Raw genomic sequence first — 24,492 nt, 5'->3', positions numbered from 1 at the left:
TTGCCCTCGTTATCCCCGCCCGCCACGTTCAGCGCAGCCGACAGCCCCTGGATCGACGTCCGCGCCGGTCACCAGTACGACCAAGTAGGCCTGCGGGCCCTGTTCCTGGACGCCCACCGCATCGACGATCTCGCCCTGCCCCACCCGCCGGCAGCCTCAGCGCTGCTGCGTGTCGCGGTCGCCATCACCGCCCGGATCACCGGCCTGGACGACCCCGAACTCACAGCCTCTCAGTGGAACGCTCTGCGCCGCCGCTGCCTGGTCCAGGGCCGCTTCGACCCGGACGCCGTCCACGCCTACTTCGACCAGCACGGCTGGGACGTCTTCGACCAGGCCAGGCCCTGGCTCCAGGACATTTCGCTGCGCACCCAGTGCCCCCACAGCACCGGCATCAACGTCTTCGTGCCCGGGCGTCCCGCCGGCAACAACCTGTCCTGGTTCAGCTCGCACAGCCACCACACCGCCGAACCCGTTCCCACCGCCGAGGCCCTGCAGATCCTGCTCATCCACCACTACTACGGGCGTTCCGGCAAAGGCACCCCCCGCACTCTGGACGGTGCCACCAGCATGAAGCAGACCAGCGGGCCCCTGCGCTCCAGCGTCTCCTTCCACCCCCTGGGCCGCACCCTGCACGAAACGCTCCTCACCGGTGTCCCCGCCTTCACCGGCGACGAGCAGCCACCCGGCGCCGACGCCTGCCCGTGGGAAGAACCCGCCCCGCCCGACCCGGGGGTGTCACCCCGCACGCCGACCTGGCCCGGCCGGCAACTGACCGGACTGAGCCGGCACGCGATCCTCCTCGTGCCGAGCCAGGGCGGCACCACCGTCACCGACGCCTACATCACCTGGGCCACCCAGCAGCCCAAGCAGATCACCACCGACCCCTACCTCGCCTACCGCTTCATCCCCGAACGCAAGAACGTCGCCCGGCGCCGCACCGTCCGCCGCGCCGACGCGTCCCGCGCCTGGTGGCGCGACCTGGAGACACTGCTCCTGGCTCCGGATGAACACGGCACGCACCGCCGGCCGGCCATCTTCGATACCCTCAACGACCTTCCCGAACCCGTGCGGCGCAGCCTGCGGATCCGCGTCCACGGATTCGACCAGGACGGCAAGGTCATCGACCGGCAGTGGTACACCGCCCTCACCCGGCCCCTGCTGAACTGGACCCAGGAACACGACCCGGTCAAAGCCCAGCGCATCGCTGAGTGCTGCCGTGAGGCCGAACACGCAGCGCACCGGCTGGCGACCGTCGCCAAACAGGCCTGGGACACCGTCACCCGCAGCCGCACCACGCAGCCCCCCTGGGCGGGCAAGGCTCTGACCCGGTACTGGCCGAGGGCCGAGACGGTGTTCTGGCGGCTTCTGGACGAGCCCGGCACCGGGGCACCCACCGCCTTCGCGGCCGCGGCCGCGGCCGCCCTGCGCGAGGTCACCGAAGCCGCCCGGATCCGTCACGCCTCCGCGGGCCGCGCCGTGGCCCATGCCATCAGGGACCTCTACCGCCAGCCCTTGACACCCCGGAAGGCTGCCTGATGCCCACCGCAGCCGAACACCGCGCCTCCTGCGACGCGTTCGTCGCCCACGTCCACATCCTGTGCACCGAGCCCGGCGTCCGCGTCCGCCTCAGCAGAGGGAGGGGCCGGCCCGTCGAGGAATGCGCCCCCATGGACCGCTACCTGGCCCGGCGCACCGCACACCGCACCGGGCGCCGCGCCTACTACACCGTCGCGAGCCTCATCGCGACAGCCGGGCCCCAGGCCCACACCCCGGGCGTGCGCCCCGACCCGGACGACGACGCCGGCCTCACGACCCTGGGAGACGATCCTGAAGTCCGCCTCGTCGCCCCCGTCGAACCAGCCCCCGCGTCATCGCCGCCGGATCCGGCGGCCTGGTTCGCCAGGCCGAACTTCGGCGCCACCCTCGCCACCGCCGTACACCGAGCCGGCCACGGAGCGGAGCGCACCGAGGATCTCCTGAGCGTCCTGACCCGCCTCAGCGACGACCAGTTGCACCGCCGCCTGTCCGCACCTGTCACACAGCTGCTGAAGGACGGCATCACCCCCGACTGGGGTGTCCTCCTCCATGACCTGGTGCAACGCCCCCACCAGCGTGACCAGGTCGGATTGCGCTGGCGCGACGCCTTCTACCTCGCCACCCCCGAACCCCGGCGCTCCTGACACCTCCGCCCCAACCGGCCCCGCCCCTCCGGGCGGACGCTCCCCACCGGGACCATCCCGGTGCAGGCCGCCCGGCGGTCCACGCCGAGGAACCGTCCGGTGCCCCTCCAGCCCCGCCCGACCGCCCAGGCCGCCCAACCCCCAGACCGGCCGGCACCACACAGACCGGTCCCGGCCCTTCACGCACCCCACGGCACCCCCGTACCCCGCGGGCCGTATCAGCGCCATGCCCGCCACCCCAGTGAAAGAAGCACACCCATGTACACCCCGGCACGATTTCTCGACCTGCACATCCTCCACCCCGTGACCGCGGCGAACCTCAACCGCGACGCGGACGGCGACCCCAAGACCATCTCCTTCGGGAACGCGATCCGGGCCCTCGTCTCGCCACAGGCATGGAAGCGCCCCATCCGCCTCAACGTCGAACAGGACCTGGGCGAGCACGCCGCCCGCACCCGCATGGTGCCGCCTCTCGTCGCCCGGAAACTGCAGGAAGCCCAGTGGCCCGAGGACCTCGCCGCGTTCGCCTCGGCGCAGATCGTCCACTCGGCCAAGAAGGGCGGCCTGAAGCACAACGAGAAGGAGGGCTACCGCACCCAGGCCATGCTCTACCTCCCCACGGACGTCATCGACGACATTGTCGCCCTGTGCGAAAAGCACCGCACCGAACTCGAAGAAGCTTTCGCCGACCACACCCCCAAGAAGAAGATCGACGCGGTCCTGCCCGCCAAAGACCTCGCCGCGCACCTCACTCGCCGCACCGCGAGCATCAACCTGTTCGGGCGGATGCTCGCCGAGCTGTCCGCCGGCCACGTCGAAGCAGCCGTACAGATGGCCCCCGCCTTCTCCGTGCACCAAAGTGACCCGCAGCCAGACTTCTTCACGACAGTGGAAGACCTGCCCCAGGACGGAGACCCCGGCAGCGCCCATCTCCAGACCGCGTTCCTGACCACCAGCCTCTTCTACCGCTTCGCGACCATCAACATCACCGACCTCCACCACAACCTCGGATCCGGCGCCCCCGCCGACACGGTCAACAACCTCGTCGAGCTCTTCGTCCGGCACTTCATCCTGAGCATGCCGGGCGGCAAGAAAACGTCCACCGCACCGCACACCGTCCCCGACCTCGTCTATTACGCCGTCCGCGACCGCCGCTCCGTGTCCTACGGCGCCGCCTTCGAACAGCCAGTCAAAGCCGCCCCTCAAGGCGGCTACACCGCCCCCGCCCGCCAGACGCTCACCGACTACGCCGCCACCATCACCCGCCTGCTCGGCACCCGCCACCTCGTCGCCCACGGACATACCGGCACCTCCGCCAAGCCCATCAAGGACCTCGGCACCCACCACACGTCCTTCGATGACCTCGCCGCCGCCTGCGCCACCGCCGCTCTCACCCCCGCAGACCGGCCGTGACCGGCCTTGTCCTGCGCCTGGCAGGCCTGCTGCAGTCCTCCGGCGAACGCGGCGTCTTCCACTACCGCGACACGTGCGCCTTCCCCACCCGCTCCTCACTCATCGGCATGTTCGCCGCGGCCCAGGGCCGCCCCCGCGAACACGCCCTCGCCCCCTACCCCCACCTGCAGGTACCGGGCGACACCACCTCCCCGAGCCACCGCGACCTGACCCTCACCATCCGCATCGACCAGCCCGGCACCCTGTACCGCGACTTCCACACCGTCGGCGGCGGCCACCCCAAAGACCAGAGCCTCCTTACCGGTGACGGCACCCGGCGCAAGCTCACCGCCTCCACACTCGTCTCCCACCGCGACTACCTCACCGGCGCCGTCTTCACCGTCGCCGTCGAAGGCCCCGAACTCCTCATCAGCCACATCGCCGAAACCCTCGAACGGCCCCGCTTCGGACTGTTCCTCGGCCGCCGCGTCTGCCTGCCCGACGAACCCCTCGTCCTCAACGCAGGCACCCCCGACCCCGTCGACGAACTCCTCACCCGCACCCCCCTCACCCGTAACCCGCCCCCCGGCCCCACCGACACCCATGTGCCCACCACGTTCGTCTGGGAACACCCGCCCCCCGGAACCGACCCCACCACCCCACCCGACCGCGAAAGCACCAGCGAACCCACCAACCTCACCCGCCATGCCCGACGCCACCTGCCACGCCCCCTGTGGATGACCACCGAGCACCTGCCCGCCCACCTCTGCACAGGACCCCGACCGATCGACGCCCTCACCACGTACGTGCACGGAGAACCCGCATGACCAGCCTCACCCGCATCACCATCGACCCCCACCACCCAGCGGCCAGAGCCGACCTCGCCGACGTCAACAGCCTCCACAAGACCCTCATGCGCATGGTCCCCGACCAGGCTGGCCCCACCCCCCGGGCCACAGGCGGCCTGCTCTTCCGCGCAGAACCCGGACCCACTCTTCTCGTGCAAACAGCCCACACACCCGACCTCACCGCCCTGCCCACCAGCTACGGCACAGCCCGCACCCTCGACCTCACCCCCCTGCTGAACTCCCTCATCCCCGGGCGCACCATGCGCTACCGCATCACCGCCGCCCCCACCACCGCACTCTCCGCAGGCAACCCCACCCGCCACCCCGTCACCGGGAAACGCCGCGGCAAAATCACCCACCTCACCGGCGACGACGCCATCGCCTGGTGGCAACGCCGCGCCACAGACGCCGGACTCGAACCCCTCACCATCTCCTCCCTCCCCAGGCCCTTTCCCCGCACCCACCTCGCACGATCGGCCCCCTACTTCAAGCTGACCCAGTTCGACGGCTTCGCCTGCATCACCGACACCGGCCTCCTCACCCACGCACTGAAGAACGGCATCGGCAGGGCAAAGACCTACGGAGCCGGCCTTCTCTCACTCGTCCCCGCCTGACCCCAACCAGAAATCACATCCGTCATGCCAAAAATCCCTGACCAGAACGCCCTGCGCGCTGCCGCCATCCACCGGCTCTACACCCTCGAGCAGTCAGAACGGCTCACCCGCTCCCGGCTCATCGGTGTTGCCGACGCCTTCGGCGTCGCCCCCCGCACCGTCGACCGCTGGCTCGCCAACGCCCGCGCCAACAACGGCACCTACCAACCCCAAAACCGCCCCTGCTTCGTCCTCACCCCGCTCATGCTCGACGCGGTTGCCCGCTGGCGCGGCAACGCCACCGCCGCATGGAGGGAACTACGCGCCGACGGCCACCTCGTCCCGTCCCTGCCCACCTTCCACCGCGCCGCGAACAGAGCCCTCACACCCGGAATACGCGCCGGCCTCCGCGGCGGCGAAAAGGCCCGCCGAGGCTATGACGTGTCCGGTGAACGCGACCGCCACCACCGCAACTACGCCTGGGAAACCGACCACGTCGAAGCCAGCGTCAAAGTCCGCATCGACGGCCACATCCGCAAACCATGGATCACCTTCTTCGTCGACTGCGCCACCTCAGCCATCTGCGGACTCGCCATCAGCCCGCAACGCCCCAGCCGCGAAGGCGTCCTCGTCGCCATCCGCGACGCCGTCCTCATCGACGAACACCACGGGCCGTTCGGCGGCATCCCCACGTACGTGCGCGTCGACGGCGGCAGAGAATTCCTGTGCGCCACAGTCAAGGAAGCACTCGGCGTCCTGGGATCCGAAATCATCGCCCTGCCCCCCTTCAGCCCCGAGGGCAAAGGCAACGTCGAAGCAGTCAACGGAGCCATCAAAAAGACACTGTTCGCCGGCATGCCCGGCTACACCCACGCCCCCACCCTCCTCGGCGGAAAACCCGTCGACCCCGACCAACCACTGCTCCACTTCGAAGCGTTCGTCGGCCGGGTCCTCGAATGGGTCCACCGCTGGAACCACGAGAACACCCCCAGAAGCCTGAAAGGCAAGACTCCCCGCCAAGCGTGGGACGCCGACCCCGCACTCATCGACACCGTCACCGCCGAAGACCTCCACACCTACACCCTCGAACGCCACGGCAAGCCCCTGACCATCAACAACGGTGGCGTCCGCTGGCACAAACGCAACTACATCGCCGACTGGATGCACGGCCGCGTCGGCGAAAAGGTAGACCTGCGCTACCTCCCCCACCACGACCACCGCATCGAGCTCTACGACCCGCAAACCGGCCGCCACCTCGGCGCCGCCGTCATGGCCGGACAAGCGACCCGTGAACAGACACTCAGCCTCAAACGAGCCCGGCGACGCGAAGCCGACCGCCTGCGCGCCCAGCTGAAGAAGGCCGAAAAGAACCGCAACACCCGCTACGCAGCCGCAACCCGCCCTGCCCCGCCCGTGCCCCTGGACGTGATGCCCGAGGAAGAGGCCATCGAGCACCTGCGGGCCCTCGACGGCTTCGACCCGGCAGCAGAGGCACTGCCCGACCTCATCCAACTGCCCGAACCAGACGCCGCATGGACCCTTCCCCTCAACCCCAACACCGCACGCCCACCCCAGCCGCCGACACCCCCCGAGGACCAGCCGTGAGCACCCCCACGACCTCGCCCCGCCCCAGCCAGCTCCCCCCACCCAGCCAGGACCACTATCTGGGTCTCACCGGAGCCAACGCCATGGCCACCAAAGCCGTAGCCGAAACCGAAGCCCGCATCCTCAAGGCCATCAAGCACAACGCCATGGTCTGCATCCACGGACACGTCGGCCTCGGTAAAACCTTCGCCGTCCACACCGTCCTACGCCGCCGCGCCCCCGAAACCACCGTCCGGCTGCGCTACAACAACGGCGCCAACATGAACGAAATCCGAACCCAGCTCTGGCGCCGTCTCGACCTGCCGGGAGAACCACCGCAGTCCGTCGGTCCCTGCGACCAGCAGATCCAAGACGCACTCGAAGCAGAGCCACGCGTCCTGCTCATCGATGAAGTGCAAGGACTCGGGACGAAGGCATTGGAATACTTCCGCAACCTGTGGGGCGACGACGCCCGCCGAGCGGCCGTCATCTTCGTCGGCAGCGGCAACGCCCGGCAGAAGATCCTCAACAACCCGGCCCTGCACTCCCGAATCCTCGACTGGTATCAGTTCAGCCCCCTCACGCCGACCGAAGTCCAGGCCGTCATTCCCGCCTACCAGCAGACCTGGGCCGGTACGCAGCCCGAACTGATCCTCTATGCCGATGACATGGCCGGCCACGGATCGTTTCGGAACTGGGCAAGAATCACCGTCCTCCTCCACGACGCACTCGAGGAGAACCCCGACCTCGCCCTCAGCAAGGACCTCATCCGCTGGGTACTCAGCCGCATCGACCCCACCACCCGCCACACGCCGTAACGCAGCTGACCGAACCGCCCGGCGGTGCGTGCACGTCCAGCTCAAGGCCCCGATCGTTCTCGTTTGGGACTGTGAGAATGGCGGTGCCGGTCCGAACACGGTCTGAGACTGTTCCTCGCGACGCCCGGTTCGTTCTTTGCAGGAGCGGCGATCCCCGGCGCCGAACTGCAGCAAACCCTGGCCTATTTGGCAGAGTACGGCCTCATCGAAACACTCGGCACCGACCCTGCAACGGTCGTGATCACAACCCAGGGCGTCAGCTGCGCCCTGGCAGGAGGAAGCGTGCAAGACCACCTCAACCAGGCGCGCCTGAGCGGCAATGTCACCTTCCACATCCAGGAGAACAGCGGCAACATCGCAGCCAACAGCAGTGCCTTCACCCAGAACGCGGCAACCCAGACCGAAGTCGATCCGGCGAAGATCCTGGCCGCAGTCAGCCTCGTTCAGCAGATGACGCCGGCCCTGACCCCGGACGCCGGCGAATAGCAGGAACTGCTCGCCAGGGTTGCAGAACTTGAGACGGCTGCCGCAGCCCCGACACCGGACCGCGGGCTGGTGCAGCGCATTGCGGGTGGAGTCCTATCCACCATCCGCAGCCTCGCTCACTCGCCCGACGTTCAGCGCCGTGCCGTCGAAGCGGTGGAGCAGGGGATCCAGAGTTTGTAATCGTGTCCCGACGCAGACGAAGTCACCTACTCCCAGCCGCAGGCGCCGCCGCCGCACTGCCAGGACCCGATGAGAGCAGGGTGCAGCTCCTTCCAAGGGACAGGTTGAGCCGGGCGTTTGCCAGCTCAACCGAACCGATGACTGTATAGATCATTTCGGAATCGGCAGGTCACGCTCAGGTGTTGGCTCATGATCGAAACGGAGGATGCCGCAGCCCCCGGCGATGTCCTACCCAGCGCTCAGGTCGACCTTCTAGCCGCGGACAGAGCTGCAGTTTATGCAGGTGAGACATCCCTCAAGAGGAACCGCACCCAAGACGGATTCCTACGGCAGCCATGGTGCCGCAACCTTCTTCAGGGGTTCGAGGCGTTGGATCGTCTTGGTGCCGACATCCCATACCCACCGTTCCGCTGTGAGCCAGGCTTCCGGAAGGACCAGGTCGCCGGAGGGGTAGAGCTCACCGGTTTCGTGGTTTGTCTGCGTTTCGCTGGCCACTCGGTCAGGCTCCCAGTCCGGTGACCCGACCAGGATGCCGGGAACCGACCCCGGAGAGTGGTATCTGTAGTTGCTGATGTCGTCCTGGCCGCCTGCCGGGATTCGCCACTCCCGCTCGTGCATCCAGTCCTCGCGGTTCACCCCGTCCGTTTGAACTGAGACCACCCAATGGCGATGGGAGCGGGAAAGTCTTCGGCGACCGACCTGGGCAGGTAGGCGACGGCGCCTCCTCCCCGGGCGAGGATCTTGCTGCGCGTCGTCACAATCCCCCAAGGCGCGAAACCCTTATCCGCGATGAGGTGGGCGAGGTGGTCGGGCGGGCTCTCGGAGAAGCACAGGACCGGGGTCTTCGCGCCGAACGGAGCGAACCCACGCAGCTTTCCCTCGGTCAGGATGCAGTTCAGCCGCCCCTGCGGGGCCATGTCGGGGTCTGTCAAACGAGCGGCTCTGGCCCGTAGTCGGTGGTGACGCCGAGTAGCCGTCCATGATCTTGTGATGGATGTCAACTCCCTTGTGGGGACGGTGTTTTCCGGGCTTTCGGCGCTGCTCGTCGAGAACGTGACGGATGACGGTGACGCGATAGTGGTCACGGCCCGCACTCGGGATGTGGCGGTGCCGTGTCCGGTGTGCGGATCGCCGACGGCGAAGGCCCATGGGTATCACCTCCGGACGGTGGCGGACGTGCCGGTCGACGGCCGCCAGGTCGTCGTTCACCTGCGCGTACGACGGCTGGCCTGCCCGATCCTGGGCTGCCGACGGCAGACCTTCCGCGAGCAGATTCCCGGACTGCTGGAGCGCCATCAGCGCCGCACGGTACGGCTGGCTGGGCAGATTGCCCAGGTGGCACGGGAGTTATGCGGCCGGGCGGCGACCCGCCTGGCCGGCCTGCTGGCCATGCCCGTTTCCCGCAGTACCGCGCTGCACCATCTGCGGCGCCTGCCGCTGCCCCGGCGGGCGGTCCCACGGGTGATCGGAGTGGATGACTTCGCGCTCAAGCGACGTCACCGCTACGCCACCATCGTGACCAACGCCGAGACCGGCGAGCGGATCGACGTGCTGCCCGACCGCACCGCGGACACCCTGGAGAAGTGGCTGCGCAAACATCCTGGTGCCGAGGTCGTGTGCCGGGATGGATCAGCCACCTACGCCGAGGCCATCCGCCGTGCTCTGCCCGACGCAGTGCAGGTCAGCGACCGCTGGCACCTCTGGCGGAATCTCTGCGACAAGGCCCTGCTCGAAATCCGCGCGCATGCCGGCTGCTGGGCCACCATCAACCCGCCCCGCCCCGGCGGCATACGCGAGCAGACCACCCGCGAACGCTGGAACAAGATCCACGATCTCCTCGGCCAGGGCGTCGGCCTGCTCGAATGCGCCCGCCGCCTCAGCCTGGCCCTGAACACCGTCAAACGCTACGCCCGCCTGCCCGAACCCCAGGCCCTGCGCCTCACCCCCGCTTACCGACCGACCCTCGTCGACCCCTACCGCGACCACCTTCGCGAACGACGCCGGGCCGACCCCGCCGTCCCCGTCACCCACCTGCTGCGCGAGATCCAAGACCTGGGCTACACCGGCAGCGCCAATCTGCTGGTCCGCTACCTCAGCCAAGGCCGCGCCGAAGGCGACCGACCAGTCACCACGCCACGTCACGCCGGCCGCCTCCTGCTCACCGACCCCGAAAACCTGCGCCCGAAGGAAACGGCCCTGCTGGAGAAGATCACCGCAGCCTGCCCGGAGATGACCCAACTCGCCGATCTCATACACGTCTTCGCCACCCTGCTGAAACCAGCCAAGGGAAACGACCTGAAGCTCACCGAGTGGATCACGACCGCCCGCGCCGCAGCACTGCCCCACCTGCACAGCTTCACCAACGGCCTCGAAAATGACCTGCTCGCCGTTAACGCCGGCCTCACCCTGCCCTACCACAACGGCCGCACCGAAGGCGTCAACACCCGCACCAAACGGATCATGAGGCAGATGCACGGACGCGCGGAATTCGACCTCCTCCGCCACCGCATCCTGCTCGTCTGACAGACACCCACCGTCACCACCGACTACGGGCCAGAGCCGAACGTTTTACAGTCCCGCTGACCGACACTGCTGAGGGCGCCCGCTTCTGGTGGCAGTACGCAGCCGGCGCCGGGCAGGCTGCTGCCGCGTACTGCCTCTACCTGCACCACCTGGCACTGGGCGAGCGGGAGACGGCCGACTGGTGGCACCGTCAGGTTGATGCCGTCCAGCCCCAGCCCGAGCCTCCGGCCTGGGATGATGGCAGCAGCTGGAATCCAGCAGAGAACCGGATCACCAGCGCATCGACCAGCCAGTTCATGCGGATCCTGCGCCACCTGGCCCAGCAGACCGTCCGGTCTCGGCCTGCGCCTATCTGCAAGCTCATGGCCTATATTCCTACGGCCGTGACTGCTGGTTACCTGCGCGAGCCCGATTCGGAACTTCCTCTGCCCGGTGGGGAATTCGCCCGTCGGATCAACGCCCTGCTTGCCGCGGTCGACCGGCCCCACACGTGGAGCAGACGGCCCACCGACCCGAAGCCCCAAACTCGCGGGTCCTCGCAGGCTGAGTCGGTGGAGCGGCCCTATCTCCAGAAGGTTCCTGAGCAGCTAGGTACGGCGAGGCGCTGAGGGAGGGTGCGTCAGTCCGCCCTTCATCGCAGTTCTTGGGGCGGCGCCGGATGTCCTGCGGTGTCCCGTGCCCTTGCATGCACTCAAAGGGGCAGGTGTGAGGTCTGGCGGACATGACTGGCGTCGCTGTCAGTGGTGCCGTGCATGATCGGCGCGTCAACTCTTCGCGGAGATAGGGAAGTGCCATGCCGATCACAAACCGGCAGGTAGCGGGACACGCGTTCCTGCGGCCGATGTGCGACGACTCGTACTTCCCTGATCACGTGGTCGACCGGGGGGAAGGCGATCCTGCTGCGGCTGTGCGAGCGCATTGAGGGCGAGCAGCCGTCGGATCTGGAGACCTTGTATGCGCTGACCCAGGCTGCGACGGAGGAGTTCAACCTGCTGGACAGGGAGTTCGTGGCGGCCGGGAGCGAGATCGAGACGGTTGCGCGTGAATGGATCTGTGACGAGTTCTGCTTCGTCGCGTCGGCATACGGGTTCACGGACGCGGATGCGGAGGAGCTGACCGCCAGCCGGGACTGGTGAACAAGGACGGGAAGGCCGCCTCCGATCAACCGCAAACGGGACATGGCCATGGACGAGGACGGTTGAGCCGTCGTGCGGGGCGCTGGACAGGAGCGCCTCGCCGGGGTCGAGCAAACGGCAGTTGGTCGGGGCGAGGTCGGGCTGGGTGATGGCGCACGCAGTGTCCGCTGCGCAGGCGAAGTCGGCAAAAGGCCATGGATATCAAGACGTGATGCAGGTCACATGATGTGTCCAAGATTCTTTGTCTCCACCCTGGGGGTGCCACGACCGATGGGTGAATCTGTTGCCACCACCCGGAGGAGCGGCACCCAATGATGATCAAACCCATCAAACGGATCTTGGAACCCCATCACGCCAGTGCCTACTACGTGCCCATGCCGTCGAAGCAGGAGTCGACGACGCCGAAGCGGGTGCTTGCCGACGAGGCCCCCGACGGCACGTTCGTCCTGACCTCATACCAGGCAGACAATGTGACAATCCATGACGACATCAGGTCGATCAGTGCCTGGTCCAGGGTTCCCGTGTCGTCCAATCAAGAGTTGCCCCCGCCGCTCATTCCGCCGCTCCCGCACGACGCGAAGCTGCCGTGGCGATGTGTGCCGGACATCGCCTATGCACTCAATGCCCGTGCGGTTCTCGTGGACAATCCGACGGAACACGACGCCGGCAATCCGCTGGCCGCGGAGATCGTCAAAATTTGCCTCACCACAGCTTTGTGTCTGCCCAACAGTGAACGGTGGCGGCAAGCCGTAAGTGATGCGCTCCTCGGCGACTGGGTTGCCCCGCTCACAGAGCAAGGTCGCCTGACGCCTCTGGCCCTAGGGGCACTCAAGGCCGAGGCGCGCAGCATCCACCGGCAGTTGGTGCCGCTGTGGCGGCGAGGGACTCGACACGGCAGGACACTCAGCCTTGACTTCCCGATCGGCGATGGTCTTTCCCTGTATGACCTGATCGCGCGCCACTCATCAACGGTCGACTCCATGCCACGCAACGACGAAGGTGATCTGAGGCTCGCCGCTCTCCTGCGCGCCCTCGCCCCCGAAGAGCGCCGCGTGGTCCACGCCTGGGCTCAGCGAGGAATTGCCACCTGGGCCGACGCCGCCTGGTACGCAGGCTCTCTCGACCCGGAGACAACGGGAGAACGTGTACGCCGCAGAGTCAGGTACGTAGTTGCTGAGCAGAAGCGGCGCCGCGCTCAGCAACTGCCGAGCGAGACACCCGATGAGGAGGGCCACTCGTGAACGTCGTCAGCGAGACGCTGCCCCACGTAATCGGCGGGCTGGTCGTTGCCGCCCTGCTTGGCACCGTGTCCTGGATCACGCACCGAGTGCGGTTCCGTAGAACCCCTAAGCCGACATCGATCACCGCTCCCACCGCCGTGCAGGCGGGCCTTCGTACCTACGCGCTGCTCGGCACGACGGACTCACTCGGCCGCGCCATGCTGCGCGACACCACCCGGCCTGTCGGCAGCATCGTTGTCGTCACCATCGATGGACGCGTCCAGCGGTTCCAGCTAACCGATGCCCCGTTGTACGGCGGCACGTTCGCAGCGGAGCCCCTGGACGAACACCAGTGAATAGGCGCCTTCCCGGGTCCGCGCTGCCCGCGGCCTGCCGCAGTGCGCACCTGCCGTCCGGAGCCATTGTTCGTGACGGAAGGGCTGTTACTCACTTTCGGGTGACGGCTGGCTGCCTGGTGGGGTGGCGGTACCTGGCGGTCAGGGCCTGATGACCAACTGCTGCAAGGCTGCCGAGAGCGGGCACGCGTCAACTTCGTACACCGGCGAAATGGATGGCTGTTGCAGCCAAGTGTCACGGCGGTGCGGTTGATCGGTAACGCACTCCGGATGGCGTTCACATCCCGGCGATCTGGAGGGCAAGGTGTGAATGCGCGGCCGGCCGGCCGCCACCCGCACACCGCACAACCCGGCACCCACCAGGGCGTTTTGAGGTTGTGCCCGCACAATGCAGGGGGATTCCTGTGACCGTATCCACGACCTCTCGCCGTCTGACCGCCGCCGCGCTGAGTGCTGCTGCCATCACCGCGGCGATCGCCGTCCCGGCATCCGCCGCCGACCCCCGCCCGCACCGCCAGGCGGTGGAGATCAGCCAGGTGCAGTACGACTCCCCGGGCCGTGACGACCGCTCCAACCGCTCCCTGAACCAGGAGTGGGTGGAGATCACCAACAACACCCGTCGCAGCGTGAACCTGGACGGCTGGACCCTCTCGGATGCGGACGGCCACACCTACACCTTCGACCACTACCGCCTGGGCGGCCGCGCAACGGTCCGCGTCCACACCGGCCTCGGCCGCGACAGTCGAACCGACCTCTACCAGGACCGGCGCGCCTACGTGTGGAACAACGACCGCGACAGGGCCACCCTGCGCAACGACCACGGCCGCTTCATCGACGACGCCTCTTGGGGCCGCCGCCACTTCCACCGCTGACCGGACCTGAACTGCCACCGCTCGCCCGGCCCGCTCCTCGCCGGGCGGGCGGTGGTAAAGCCAGAGGGGCCGGGCCGATCACCTGCGACCCGGCCCACCGTCCTGTCCGGGACTACGGGAACAAGTTCAGTGACGGCCGGTGGGCCGTGGCCGACGTACGGGACTGGAGCACGGCGCGCGAGTCGCACCCGCACCTGTGCGAGAACTGCCAGGACCAAGCCGTTGCAGCCGAACAGCAGGCTGAAGCCGACGAACGCGAGCGCCAGGACCAGGCAGGTCACCGCCAGGAGCAGGAGGCCGAGCAGGCCGCGCAGAAGGCCGGCGGCTGGTTCGGACGTCGGCGCACCTGATCCGGCCATGGCAAGGCGCAGCGACCGACCATGCAGACAGGCCCAAGGTGCTGGGCGAGCCCGCGTTGTCGGTGGCGGCTGCAACGCTGGAGGGCATGAACGGCGACGAGCAGCTGCTGAACAGGCGTGTCTACGGCGCGGACCACGAGGACCCCAACCCCGGACCGCTCCCGCACCGGACCTACGCCACATTGGTCGGCGGACCGCTGGACGGCCTCCTGCTGGACATCCACGGATGGCGGACCGAGGAAGTCGACGACGGCGTGGCCCTGCCCACCGAACTCGGGCGGTGGCCCGGCGGCCGCGCCCTGTACGACCCGCACCCCGGCGAATTCCGCATGCCTGGCCCGGGTGTGACGTGCCGTTTCTACTACTCCGGCGACACCCCCTGACCGTCGCCGCACCCTGGCCATCGCCCCGACCACGACTGGTCAGCGCGCCGCCAGCCTGCGGACTGGTACCGGCTCGCTGCATCTGCCCTCGGTGGCCATCTCGCGACGTCAGCCGACCACACACGAGGCAAAACTCTGGTCAACGGTGATCGCAGAGGGCAGGCTCGTGCCGTTTCGTCGGGCACCCCGCTCAGCTACGGCATCAGCGAGAGGGTGATGACCGGCCGGATCACGCAAGAGGGTGACCTGCAGGGGTCGGGACGGAGCTGTGCTGCATGGGCTGGTGGCTTGCCGCATTCGGGTGACCGGTGGTGGCGCCGTCGCGGGGTGACCGTTTCTGCTTCGGTAGTCATGCCGCATGACGCTCAAGAAGAGGACGCTGATCTGCACGCTGGCCGCGGTGGCGCTGGCCGGTGGCCTGCCGGTGGCCGCGGCACAGGCCCATGACCCGACCCGGGTGGGGAGTGTGCGTGAGTTGATCGCCGAGCTCCCGGTGGCGGGCGAAGTCAGGGCCGGCTACGAGCGCAGCAAGTTCCGCCATTGGATCGACGCCGACCGGGACGGCTGCAACACGCGTATGGAAGTCCTCCTGGAGGAGGCGGTCGAGGCTCCGCAGCAGGGACCGAACTGCATGCTCACCGGCGGATCCTGGTACAGCCCGTACGACGACGCCTACTTCGACAACGCCAGGAAACTCGACGTCGACCACCTCGTCCCGCTCGCCGAAGCGTGGGACAGCGGAGCCTCCGCCTGGACGGCGAAGGAACGCGAGGCCTACGCCAATGACCTCGACGACGTCCGTGCACTGATCGCCGTCTCCGCCGCGTCCAACCGCTCCAAGTCGGACCAGGACCCGAACACCTGGCTGCCTCCCTTCGCGGGCTACCGCTGCCAGTACGTCACCGACTGGGTCGCCGACAAGACCCGCTACCAGCTGTCCGTTGACCCCGGGGAGGAAGCCGCTCTCTCCAAGACCCTCAGCAGCTGCCCTAACGAGCCGATCGAGGTCACGCTCGCGCGATGACAGGAGTTCGGTAGCGGCACTCTGCCCGCACCCGTAAATGCAGGCCGCGCCAGCCGTTCTGCCGACGGATTCGCCGGATTCCCCGTCTACCGTCCAGGTGTGCGCAAGTCGATCGGCCTCCGGTCGCGCACGCCGTCCAGGACCGTGTGATCTACGGAGGGACGAGGCCGGGGTGCGGCTGCTGTGAGGGTGATGACGCCGCGGTCGCTCAATGCGGTCTGCCACTCGTTCGGACGGGGCCGGGTTCCGCGTTCGCCCGCCGCCTGCGCGAAGAGCCGTGTCGCTGCCGCCGCCTGACGCTCGTTGAGGCAGCCGGCCACGGGCCGCAACTCCTGGTCCGGTCTGGCGTAGGGATCCTGGGCGAGTACGCGTCCTGCGGTGAGAGCCGTTTTGTATGCGTCCGTGTCGACGCTCGCCTCGGTGGACGGTGCGAGCGGGTCGTTCCAGTCGGGGGTGGCGGCCTGCGACTGGACGGCCTCGCGCCCTACCCGGCGGAAGCCGTCACAGTCCAGGAAGTGGACGGCGGGCTCGGGCGTGAGCGACCACAGGATGTTGGCTTGCGAGATGTCCCCGATCACCAGTCCGGCGTCGTGGAACCAGCTGATCGCATCGACGCAGGCTCGTGCCAGGGCCCTGCGCTGCTCGGGAGTCGGCTGCGTTACTTCCTGCCAGGCCACTTTTGGCGGCCTGATCAGGTACTGCAACTCGAGGAGCTTCGTCGCGCCCGTCGCGGTGCGCCACGTCATGGGGGACGGGGCACGCCTCATGAGGAAGCCGGCCGCCCGGCCGCCCTCAATCACACGGCACAGCGGCCAGGCGGCGAGGGCGTCCAGGCGGCTCCGGTCCGTCGGGACGAGCCCTTGCCGGAACGCCACCAGGTCCGCGAGCGCCTGGCCATTGACCTTGGAGGGATCCTTGTACTCCTTGTAGAGCAGGTCACCGCCACCGACGGAATGCACGTCACCCTGGCCTCCACTGCCGACCCGGTCTCCCAGCCTGAGCGACGAGCGGGCGATGTCGGCGCCGTCCTCGGCGCTCATGCCCCCTCCTCCCACACACAGATGACGGTCCGGTCGTCGTCGTAGGACTTGGCCCGGGTCTGGGCCTGCCACAGGAAGTCCGACAGCGAGGGCACCTCGGGCCTACCCCATGCGTCGGCGAGGCGGCGTGCGAACTCCGGGTCCTTCTGCGTGAGGGGATTGGTGATGCCATCGGTGCCCAGCAGGAGGACTTCGCCCGGCACGGTGCGCAACAGGGTGGCCTTGACGCTGCGGTAGGCGTGCGGGAGCGCCTCGGTCCGAGTGTCGAGCAGGCCTTCGCCGTCGTCCGGGTCCCCGTTCTCCCAGTGGCTGTCGCGCAGCACGAACAGTCCGCCGTCGCCCACGCTGCACAGAACGCGGTCGCGGATGTGCGGGTCCGTGGGGATCAGGAGGACGTGCAGGGTGGTGGCGTAGTCCTCGTCGGCGTAGGGGCGGGGCGTGTGCTGTGCGGACCGCGCCCATGCGGATCGCAGCTCGGCGGCCGCTCCGGCGACCGCCTTGGTGGCCAGGACACGCAGTTCGCTGACGTCCTGGGCGCACAGCGCCGCGTAGATGCTCTCTGCCTCCCGGTCCAGGTGGACGGCTGCCACTTGGGAGATGTCATTGGAGCCCACGTGCGAGTAGCGGGCAGAACCCACACCGTCCGCGACCGCCAGCAGAAGCATTTCCGCATCTGGGGGCCCGATGTGTGTCACCACCATGGCGTCCTGGCGGCAGCTGCCCTCCCAGTTGTGGGAGTCTCCGCGGACGGATGCGGCCCGCACAGTCAGTCGCCCGATTTGGGTGCCGTCCAGCCGTATCACGGGGGACAGGGCGGCGAATGTGTCGCCGTCCCGCAGGGAGGGACGTCGCAGGGGATGAGGTGGATACGTCGGAGGACGTGTGCCTACGTGTGCCGGCACCCCTCGCCGGAACTCGGCCGCGGGCTCGCAGGACGGCACGGCGCCCTCGGCCGGTTGTGGCGTCGGCGGTGCCGTCGGGGAGGGGGCGGCCGTACCGGCTGCCACCACCTCGTGCGGCAGGCTCTTGAAGTGTGCGTCGAGGTCGTCTTGACGGGCGTCACGGACGGGACATTCCGGCGCGCCGTACGAGCCGTGCATGTCCTCGCCGTTCACGGGGGCGCTCACAGCTTGTCCAGGGAGACGCTGGTGTAGCCAGGCACGTGGTCGTCGACCTGTAGCTGGAAGCCCTCCCCGCTCTGCGCGGACATGCTGGTCGCTGAGTTGATGATGGATCGGGTTAGGCTCGAGGCGAACTCGCGCAGTGCGACGGCCGGGTTGATGGACTCGTCCTGCTGGATGAATGCCTTGAAGTTGGCCACCTCGGTGATGGTCGCAGCGTCGGCGTCGGCGATCCCGAAGGCGATGATCTTCGGGGCGTAGCGGAACGCGTTCACCTCCTGCAGCGCAGTGCGCCAGTCATGATCCGTGGGGATGCCGTCGGACAAAAAGAAGACAACCGGCCGGTACACGTCGTGGCCGTCGGCCTTCAATGCCGCGACGTCCTTTTCGATGGTGTCCTTCAGCAGGCGGAAGGCGGCGCCGAAGGAGGTCACTCCGCCAGCGGACAGAGACGGCAGCTGGGTCAGCTCGCTCAGGTCGGCGAGCGGCTGCAGCACCGAAGCCTGCGTGGAGAAGCCAATCAGGGCAAAGCGTATTTTGTCCGCCACGCTTGGATTGGTGCTGATCTCCTGGTGCAGGTCAGGCAACGCTGCGTTGATGGTGTCCACGCCGGTTCCCGCCATGGAACCGGACTCGTCGCACACCATGTAGAAGGGCAGGATCTGCATGGACTCTCCTGGTCGTTGAGGACGGCGCAGCCGTCAGCGGGTGTAGAAGTAGATCTCCAGGTCGGCCGTGCCGGGGGCACCGCCGTTCCAGAAGTCCCGAGTCGTCGTGTCGGTGAACATGTGCGGTCGGGCCTTGCGCAGAGACGCGTTGATCCTGCTCGCGTACGCCTGGCCGGCGCCGGGCTCGGGATCCTGGCCGAAGGTCAGCACGAACGCGGCGGTGCGGCCCTTGTAGCGCGCGGTGGCGGCGCGGAGTTGCTTCACCATCCGCGCGGTGTCGCCGGCCGCCGCCGCGACACGTATTTTCACCGGTTTGCGCTCCACCGACCGGGGGCCCGAGGGCGTCGGGCTCGGTTCGGGCGACGGCTTCGCGCTAGGGGACGCGCTGGACGTGGAGGGGCGAGCCGCGGCGGCCTGCGCGGCCAGCGGATCACCCCGGTCCCCCATGGACACCAGAGCCAGCACGAGCAGCATGTCGGCGAAGAGCCACCCGGCGAGGTGCAACGGCGTGAACCGGAACCCTCTTCTCGGCGGGCTCACCGTGCCGAACCGATTCCGGTCCGCAGCTCCTTCGCCTGCCGCAGCTCCTCCTCCGCGCGCCTCTGAGCCGCCTCGGCCCCGGCCCGCGCAGCCTGCGCCTCAGCCCGAGCCGTGACCGTCTCGGCGCGCGCCGTCTCGGTCTCGCGGAGCACCAACGCCAGGGCATCGGTGACGCCGCTGAAGCGGTCGGCCGCCTCGTGCAGCGCACGGCTGCGTGCCTCGATGCCGCGCAGCGCCTCGCGGGAGACCTCCGCGGCCTCACCGGTGCGCTCGGCCACCGCCCCGAGGTCGTTGAGCAGTCGGCCGTTGACGTCCGCGACCACTTCCACGCCGGTCGTGAACCCGCGCTGGGAGGCGGCCAGAACGGTTAGGGAATCCTCGACCCGCTGTGCCGCGTCCGACAGGGCCCTGTGGACGATGTCGCCGTTGTCGCCGACCGCGGTCTCCAGCCGGTCAGCAGCCCGCGTGAGGATGTTGCGCATCTCGTCCCCGGCCGTCCGCAGCTTCTCCAACGCCTCGTCGAGGACGCCCGTCTGTCCGCTGACAGCGTCGGCGAGCCGTCGGCCCGCCTGGTCCAGCGGGTCGTCCAGATTCCGCACCGCGCTCTGGATAGCCGTTCCGCTCTCCCGCACAGCCTCCTCGATCCGCAGCACCACCTTCTCGATCGGCCGCACGTACGTCTCCGCCTGGGCGAGACGCTTCTCCGCCTTCTCCGCGGCTTCGGCGACCAGCTGGGCAGCGCGCGTGAGTTCTTCCTGGGTGGTGATGGCTTTGGACTGCATGCGCTGCAGTCGCCCGGCCGCCGAGTTGAGTTCCGCGGCGAAGCGCTGCGGGGAGGCGAAGCGGTGCTCGTTGAGCAGGAGTTGCGCATGGGTGAGGACCGGGACCAGGCGGGCGAGGGCGGCACGGGTGCGCTCGCGGGCGTGCTCGTCTCGGCGTTCGGCGGCGGAGCGCCGGAAGCCGTGCACCGCCGTGAGCACGAACAGCGTTGCCAGGGTGACGCATCCGCCCACGGCCACGTGACCGAACCGGAAGAGCCCACCCAGGTGTCCGTCGAACCCGGACTGCCACAGCTGCAGGAAAGGCCGACCCGCGGCCTTGGGATCGTCGCCCGTGAGAGCCCCGTACGCGCTCGAGGCCTGCCACAGGCCGAACCAGGTGAAGAGCAGCGGCAGGAAGACCAGGGCTCCCAGAACCCAGTCCAGTACGGAATCCAGACGTGTGCCACGGCCGTCGGGCACCGTCTCGGTGACGCTCTCGGGCCGCGCGAAGTGTCCCATCAGGTCGAGATCAGCCCAGGCGTCCAGAGCCTCGGTGTCGCTGGAGTCAAGTGCCCCAGCCAGCGCACGCAGCTCCTCGGCGCGCGGTGCGAGCACAGGATCCTGCGCCATGTCCTCGAGGTGGCGTGCCGCCACTTTTTTGTCGAGTTGTTTTCCCGCCAACATTCCCACCCCTGCCCGGCAATGCCGGAACGTTTCTACGTGTCGAGACATGGCGAGAACCTGGGCTGGGACCAGCGCGTATGTTCCTGCCGCACAAGACGAACGGTTGACGGATCTTCACGTCCCCTTCACGGGTTGCGCAATAATAGGCCATGATCGCATCGACGGACGGCTGGGTATGAGAGCGACCGTGCAAAGCGTCAAATCAGGGGGCTTGCATGAGCGGTGATGGCAGACAACGGGGGGTCATCCGGCTGAGTGGCGGCCAGCCGACCAGGGAACGAGGCGCTCGCGAGCCACGGCCGTGTGCCGTGGACCTCACCCGTCAGACACCCCGTGCCGAGATCGCGGGGCCGGGCGTTCTCCAAGTGAACCTGAACTGGTCGGTCACGGCTGAAGCCGATCTCGATCTGGGCTGCATGGTGGCCACCAGCGACGGAAAAGGCGCCGCGGTCCAGCCCCTTGGTGGTGAGTTTGGGAACCTCGACGCCTGGCCCTACGTCGGCCTCGACCAGGACGACCGCACCGGTGAGACTTCCGACGGGGAAACGCTCCGCATCAGCCTTGAGCACCGGCACCAGTTCACCAAACTCCTCGTCTACGTCTACCTCTACGAGGGCGCGGCCGACTTTCGCATGCTCGGAGGGGTGGTCACCGTCAGCGCGCCGAGCGGCACCTGGCGCATCCACCTGGACGACTCCCCGGCCGGGGCCACCTCGTGCGCGATCGCCCTGCTGACCCCGGGGCGGGACGCCCTCGAAATCCGACGCGAGGTCCGTTGGTTCACCACCAAGCCGTGGTTGTCGAACCAGCAGCTCATCGACAAGGCGTACGGCTTCGGATTTGCATGGGTACCGGCGGTCAAGCCATCTCTGTGAGGCCGGGCGTTCCGGCGCGACGGAACTGACGAGGGCAGCCTCGGTTCCGTCGCTGCCTGCGGCGATGTCGATTGCGCGCGGGCCTGTTTCAGCGGCGGCTGGCAAGACGGCTGCCGTTCCAGAGGAAGAGGAAGTGGGGCCCTTCCCGGGCGCGTGCGCGGAGGTGTTCCGGCGAGACCGCGAACAGCGGCCCGAGCTGCCTCATGGCCAGGTTTGTCCGGTAGTAGATCGCCGCCGACAACACCTGGTCCGTCTGCGGCAGACACCACGGACGGCCGCCACCGGGACCGCTACCACCCCGCTCTCGCACCACTCGCAACAAGCCCTTACGAACAAGCCGATCGAGGTCACGCTCGCACGCTGACGGGACCACGGCGCCGACGCTGTGGTCCCGCCGGGACCAGCTCCAGCTGCTCGGCGCACGAGGGATAGCCGTTTGGCGAAGAAGGCCGCAGGGCGCGGTGGGCGGCGCAGGCGACAGTCCTTCACGGCCTCAACCTCCTGCGTGCCAGTCGAGGCCCTCTCCTTGTCGACGGTCATGCAATTCGGCTCTGGCGAAGATCTTGTGACGAACGGGGTGCTCAAAAAAGGGGTGGACGCCCCCGGGATACTGGTTGTCATGGCCGTCACCCAGCAGCTTGCCCGAGTCTCTGCGGAGTATCTCGCCGCCTGCCGGACACGCGCCGAGGAGTCCTTCGATGGTGATCACCAGTGGGACCCGCCGACGGCTGACTGCCTTGACCTCGACTGGGTCCCAGCCATGTTGGAACGTGCGTGCGATATCGCCGGAGTCGGCGAATTGCACCTCGCCGCGCTCAGGCAGGCCACCGACGGCGGTCTGGCGATGGATGTCGGTTTCCTCAATGCTCACCCTCATGCCATCGGGCCCTTCGGGCCTGCACCGGCCGCCCTTGAACCGTTGGCAGTCAGGCGAGTCTCCGGTCTGCTCAAGGAGATCGACCTCCAGGCCGTTCTGGCTGTGCTGCCACTCGACATCCGTGAGGCAGGAGCGCTGATCGGCCACGGAGCCGAAGGCCTCGTCGACGGGCCCAGAACGTATCTGATGGACCATTTCGATGCTCTTCGCGAGTTCTATGCAGGAGCCCGGAAGCAGGGCCTTGCTGTCGTCTCATGGTGGGACTGACTTCCCGAGGTGGGCTGTTGGTCGATGGTCTGTCTGACGGGCACGGGCAGGATCAGTCCGCGACGAGTATGCGTCGGCGGAGCAGGTCGAGGTTGGCGCGACCGTAGCCCTTCCGCTTGATCAGCTTGACTCTTGTCACCTGGCCTTCGACCTGCCCGGAACTCCAGTCAGTGGACAGGCCGGCGACGACGGCGTCCTGGTCCCGGCGGAGCCCTGCGACCAGGGAGTGCAGCGCGGGCAGGTCGTCGGCGTGGACGCGGTCCATCCAGGCGGGCAGCAGGTCGCCCCGCAGATCACGCATCATGTCGGCGAAGTCGCGGACGTGCTGCGCGACGGCGTCGAGGTGTGGGCAGGCGGCTCTGATCTCTTTGAGTTCTGCCGCGTCGGCGTCGGCGAGGTGCCCGGGGGTCGTCATGATCCAGCGCATGATTCGGCGGGGCTTCGGTGCCGGCCACGGTTCGGGAGGACGTGCTGGCGGCTGCCTCGGCCTGGGGCTATGGGGCTTCTTGAACGGGCGGAAGTAGCGGCGGACGCACTGGATGTCGCCGCTGAAGCCCTGCTCGCGCAGTTCGCGGTGGAGCTGGGGAATGTCGTGGCAGCCCTCGTTCCACCGTCGGTGCAGGTAGGGCTCGTAGACGTCCAGAATCGAGTTCCGGTTGACCGCCTTGACCAGGAGTTCGTCGAGGCTCTGGGCGCGGGCGAAGCGCCGTACGGTCGAGTGGTCCAGCCGCAGCTCGCGGCGGATCGCGGCCAGCGGCATCCCCGCGGACAGCCGTTTCTGGACCGCCTCGTACCGCTCGGTCGTGCGGGCGACCAGCCGCCGCGGTTTCCCCGTGACGTCGAACGTGCCATCGGGCGGGATGAACGGCACGACCTCCACCGGTGACGCAGCGGTGACTCGGGTCTCCTCAGATGCTTCCTCGGTGACCGGGGGCAAGGCGAACGCAGCCCGGATGCAGGCATGGTGGGCGCCAACCGTCTTCTCCACGGCCTCGGCAAGGTTGCGCCAGAGATGCCATCCGTCCGCGATCTGCTGTGCCTGCGGGGCTCCGGAACGAGCACCCTCGGCGTAGGCGCCGGCCCGGTCACGGCAGATGATCTCCACCTCGGGGTGGCCGCGCAGCCATGCGGCCAGCGGCTCGGCGTCCCGGCCGGCAAGTACGTCGAGCGGCCGGCGGGCCTCCAGGTCGACCAGGAGAGTGGCGTAGGTATCGCCCTTACGCAGAGCGAAGTCGTCGACGCCCAGGACACGGACCGCCGAGGCAGGCGGGTCCGGCAAGGCGCGCAGGAGATTCAAGAGCGTGTCCTTGGCGACCAGGATCTTCAACGCGGCAGCCAGACGAGCGCCGGGGCGGCCCGCCAGGCACAGCGCGATCGACACGAGCACGCTTCGTAACAGCGGCGTGTAGCGGGCATGCGGGCTGGTCAGCCCGGGGACCTGCTCGGCGAACGTCACCGCCGGACAATGGGAGTTGAGGCATTTGAACCGGCGCACCGCCAGTTCGATCACGACGGACGCACCGCCCAACGGAGCATCGGTCAGCCGACGGATGTAGCGACCGTGCACTCGCCACGACGGCATCCCGCACCCCGGGCATCTCGCCGGGAGCGACTGGCAGGCCGCATGTAACGTGACCGTCCCTGCTGTCCGCTTGACTGCCTCCACCACCACATCAGCTAAATGCGGTAGCAACCGCCCCAAACC

Annotated in this window: 25 protein-coding genes and 2 pseudogenes; 18 read left to right on the top strand and 9 right to left on the bottom strand. The window is 68.3% G+C overall.

Annotated features, from left to right (window positions below; all coding sequences use genetic code 11):
• From casA to OG485_RS00405, 8 genes are all read left to right on the top strand, one after another.
• Positions 1-1,536: a type I-E CRISPR-associated protein Cse1/CasA gene (gene casA / locus OG485_RS00440; protein WP_328663320.1), complete on the top strand. Its 1,536-nt coding sequence runs from the start codon at positions 1-3 to the stop codon at positions 1,534-1,536.
• Positions 1,536-2,180 (top strand): type I-E CRISPR-associated protein Cse2/CasB, encoded by a 645-nt coding sequence (gene casB / locus OG485_RS00435; RefSeq protein ID WP_328663318.1) that lies wholly within the window; start codon positions 1,536-1,538, stop codon positions 2,178-2,180. Before casA ends, casB begins: the two co-directional genes overlap by 1 nt.
• 258 nt (positions 2,181-2,438) lie before the next feature.
• Entirely contained in the window at positions 2,439-3,593 is a 1,155-nt protein-coding gene (cas7e, locus tag OG485_RS00430; protein ID WP_328663315.1) for a type I-E CRISPR-associated protein Cas7/Cse4/CasC, read from the top strand.
• Positions 3,590-4,399 (top strand): type I-E CRISPR-associated protein Cas5/CasD, encoded by an 810-nt coding sequence (cas5e, locus tag OG485_RS00425; protein ID WP_328663314.1) that lies wholly within the window; start codon positions 3,590-3,592, stop codon positions 4,397-4,399. The genes cas7e and cas5e overlap by 4 nt, the downstream gene beginning before the upstream one ends.
• Positions 4,396-5,034, top strand: coding sequence for a type I-E CRISPR-associated protein Cas6/Cse3/CasE (gene cas6e / locus OG485_RS00420; RefSeq protein WP_328663312.1), 639 nt, complete (start codon positions 4,396-4,398; stop codon positions 5,032-5,034). Before cas5e ends, cas6e begins: the two co-directional genes overlap by 4 nt.
• A gap of 24 nt (positions 5,035-5,058) precedes the next feature.
• A complete protein-coding gene (locus tag OG485_RS00415) occupies positions 5,059-6,618 on the top strand; it encodes a Mu transposase C-terminal domain-containing protein (protein ID WP_328663310.1) in 1,560 nt (519 codons plus the stop codon).
• An 83-nt stretch (positions 6,619-6,701) separates the two neighbouring features.
• Positions 6,702-7,415: an ATP-binding protein gene (locus OG485_RS00410; RefSeq protein ID WP_328663308.1), complete on the top strand. Its 714-nt coding sequence runs from the start codon at positions 6,702-6,704 to the stop codon at positions 7,413-7,415.
• Positions 7,416-7,601: 186 nt separating this feature from the next.
• On the top strand, positions 7,602-7,901 hold the full coding sequence (locus OG485_RS00405; RefSeq protein WP_328663306.1) for a hypothetical protein: 300 nt from the start codon (positions 7,602-7,604) through the stop codon (positions 7,899-7,901).
• 504 nt (positions 7,902-8,405) lie between these two features.
• On the opposite strand, the gene OG485_RS00400 is transcribed toward OG485_RS00405, so the two are convergent.
• Both OG485_RS00400 and OG485_RS00395 read right to left on the bottom strand, forming a co-directional pair.
• On the bottom strand, positions 8,406-8,717 hold the full coding sequence (locus OG485_RS00400; RefSeq protein ID WP_328663304.1) for a hypothetical protein: 312 nt from the start codon (positions 8,715-8,717) through the stop codon (positions 8,406-8,408).
• On the bottom strand, positions 8,714-9,013 hold the full coding sequence (locus OG485_RS00395) for a hypothetical protein (protein WP_328663302.1): 300 nt from the start codon (positions 9,011-9,013) through the stop codon (positions 8,714-8,716). The genes OG485_RS00400 and OG485_RS00395 overlap by 4 nt, the downstream gene beginning before the upstream one ends.
• Positions 9,014-9,071: 58 nt before the next feature.
• On the opposite strand from OG485_RS00395, the gene OG485_RS00390 reads away from it, so the two are divergent.
• The 8 genes and pseudogenes from OG485_RS00390 (at position 9,072) to OG485_RS00355 (ending at position 15,954) form a co-directional block, all read left to right on the top strand.
• A complete protein-coding gene (locus OG485_RS00390) occupies positions 9,072-10,604 on the top strand; it encodes an ISL3 family transposase (protein WP_443048633.1) in 1,533 nt (510 codons plus the stop codon).
• A gap of 793 nt (positions 10,605-11,397) precedes the next feature.
• Positions 11,398-11,740: pseudogene (locus OG485_RS00385) on the top strand (DUF5713 family protein).
• Between the two features lie 311 nt (positions 11,741-12,051).
• Positions 12,052-12,981 (top strand): hypothetical protein, encoded by a 930-nt coding sequence (locus OG485_RS00380; protein ID WP_328663299.1) that lies wholly within the window; start codon positions 12,052-12,054, stop codon positions 12,979-12,981.
• Positions 12,978-13,316, top strand: coding sequence for a hypothetical protein (locus tag OG485_RS00375; RefSeq protein ID WP_328663296.1), 339 nt, complete (start codon positions 12,978-12,980; stop codon positions 13,314-13,316). The genes OG485_RS00380 and OG485_RS00375 overlap by 4 nt, the downstream gene beginning before the upstream one ends.
• 404 nt (positions 13,317-13,720) lie before the next feature.
• On the top strand, positions 13,721-14,188 hold the full coding sequence (locus tag OG485_RS00370) for a lamin tail domain-containing protein (protein WP_443048632.1): 468 nt from the start codon (positions 13,721-13,723) through the stop codon (positions 14,186-14,188).
• Positions 14,189-14,334: 146 nt separating this feature from the next.
• Positions 14,335-14,538, top strand: coding sequence for a hypothetical protein (locus tag OG485_RS00365; RefSeq protein ID WP_328663294.1), 204 nt, complete (start codon positions 14,335-14,337; stop codon positions 14,536-14,538).
• 95 nt (positions 14,539-14,633) lie between these two features.
• Positions 14,634-14,930 carry a hypothetical protein gene (locus tag OG485_RS00360; protein ID WP_328663292.1) on the top strand — a complete coding sequence of 99 codons (297 nt, stop codon included), beginning with the start codon at positions 14,634-14,636 and terminating at the stop codon, positions 14,928-14,930.
• Between the two features lie 358 nt (positions 14,931-15,288).
• Positions 15,289-15,954 carry an HNH endonuclease family protein gene (locus OG485_RS00355; RefSeq protein WP_328663290.1) on the top strand — a complete coding sequence of 222 codons (666 nt, stop codon included), beginning with the start codon at positions 15,289-15,291 and terminating at the stop codon, positions 15,952-15,954.
• Between the two features lie 86 nt (positions 15,955-16,040).
• On the opposite strand, the gene OG485_RS00350 is transcribed toward OG485_RS00355, so the two are convergent.
• The 5 genes from OG485_RS00350 to OG485_RS00330 all read right to left on the bottom strand — a co-directional run bounded on the left by OG485_RS00350 (position 16,041) and on the right by OG485_RS00330 (position 20,714).
• Entirely contained in the window at positions 16,041-16,994 is a 954-nt protein-coding gene (locus OG485_RS00350; RefSeq protein ID WP_328663288.1) for a hypothetical protein, read from the bottom strand.
• Positions 16,991-17,695 carry a protein phosphatase 2C domain-containing protein gene (locus OG485_RS43845; protein ID WP_443048886.1) on the bottom strand — a complete coding sequence of 235 codons (705 nt, stop codon included), beginning with the start codon at positions 17,693-17,695 and terminating at the stop codon, positions 16,991-16,993. The genes OG485_RS00350 and OG485_RS43845 overlap by 4 nt, the downstream gene beginning before the upstream one ends.
• Positions 17,696-18,117: 422 nt before the next feature.
• Positions 18,118-18,783 carry a vWA domain-containing protein gene (locus OG485_RS00340; RefSeq protein WP_328663286.1) on the bottom strand — a complete coding sequence of 222 codons (666 nt, stop codon included), beginning with the start codon at positions 18,781-18,783 and terminating at the stop codon, positions 18,118-18,120.
• Between the two features lie 33 nt (positions 18,784-18,816).
• Complete coding sequence (locus OG485_RS00335; protein WP_328674196.1) at positions 18,817-19,257, bottom strand: hypothetical protein; 441 nt, start codon at positions 19,255-19,257, stop codon at positions 18,817-18,819.
• Positions 19,258-19,319: 62 nt separating this feature from the next.
• A complete protein-coding gene (locus OG485_RS00330) occupies positions 19,320-20,714 on the bottom strand; it encodes a hypothetical protein (RefSeq protein ID WP_328663284.1) in 1,395 nt (464 codons plus the stop codon).
• 362 nt (positions 20,715-21,076) lie between these two features.
• Between OG485_RS00330 and OG485_RS00325 the strand changes: the two genes are divergently transcribed.
• Positions 21,077-21,643 (top strand): tellurium resistance protein, encoded by a 567-nt coding sequence (locus OG485_RS00325; protein WP_328663282.1) that lies wholly within the window; start codon positions 21,077-21,079, stop codon positions 21,641-21,643.
• Positions 21,644-21,812: 169 nt separating this feature from the next.
• Here OG485_RS00325 and OG485_RS00320 read toward each other — a convergent pair.
• Positions 21,813-21,965, bottom strand: a pseudogene (locus OG485_RS00320) (IS5/IS1182 family transposase); the annotation flags it as partial.
• Positions 21,966-22,079: 114 nt separating this feature from the next.
• On the opposite strand from OG485_RS00320, the gene OG485_RS00315 reads away from it, so the two are divergent.
• The gene (locus OG485_RS00315; RefSeq protein WP_328663280.1) at positions 22,080-22,787 is read left to right on the top strand and encodes a DUF1877 domain-containing protein; all 708 of its coding nucleotides are present in this window, start codon (positions 22,080-22,082) and stop codon (positions 22,785-22,787) included.
• 52 nt (positions 22,788-22,839) lie between these two features.
• Here the strand turns inward: OG485_RS00315 and OG485_RS00310 are convergent, their stop codons facing one another.
• Positions 22,840-24,453 carry an ISL3 family transposase gene (locus tag OG485_RS00310; RefSeq protein ID WP_328674195.1) on the bottom strand — a complete coding sequence of 538 codons (1,614 nt, stop codon included), beginning with the start codon at positions 24,451-24,453 and terminating at the stop codon, positions 22,840-22,842.
• Positions 24,454-24,492: the final 39 nt, after the last annotated feature.

It is taken from the genome of Streptomyces sp. NBC_00328 (assembly GCF_036139655.1).
Lineage (GTDB): Bacteria > Actinomycetota > Actinomycetes > Streptomycetales > Streptomycetaceae > Streptomyces.
Note: the sequence above shows the minus strand (reverse complement) of the source record. Positions and strands in the feature narration are given on the sequence as shown.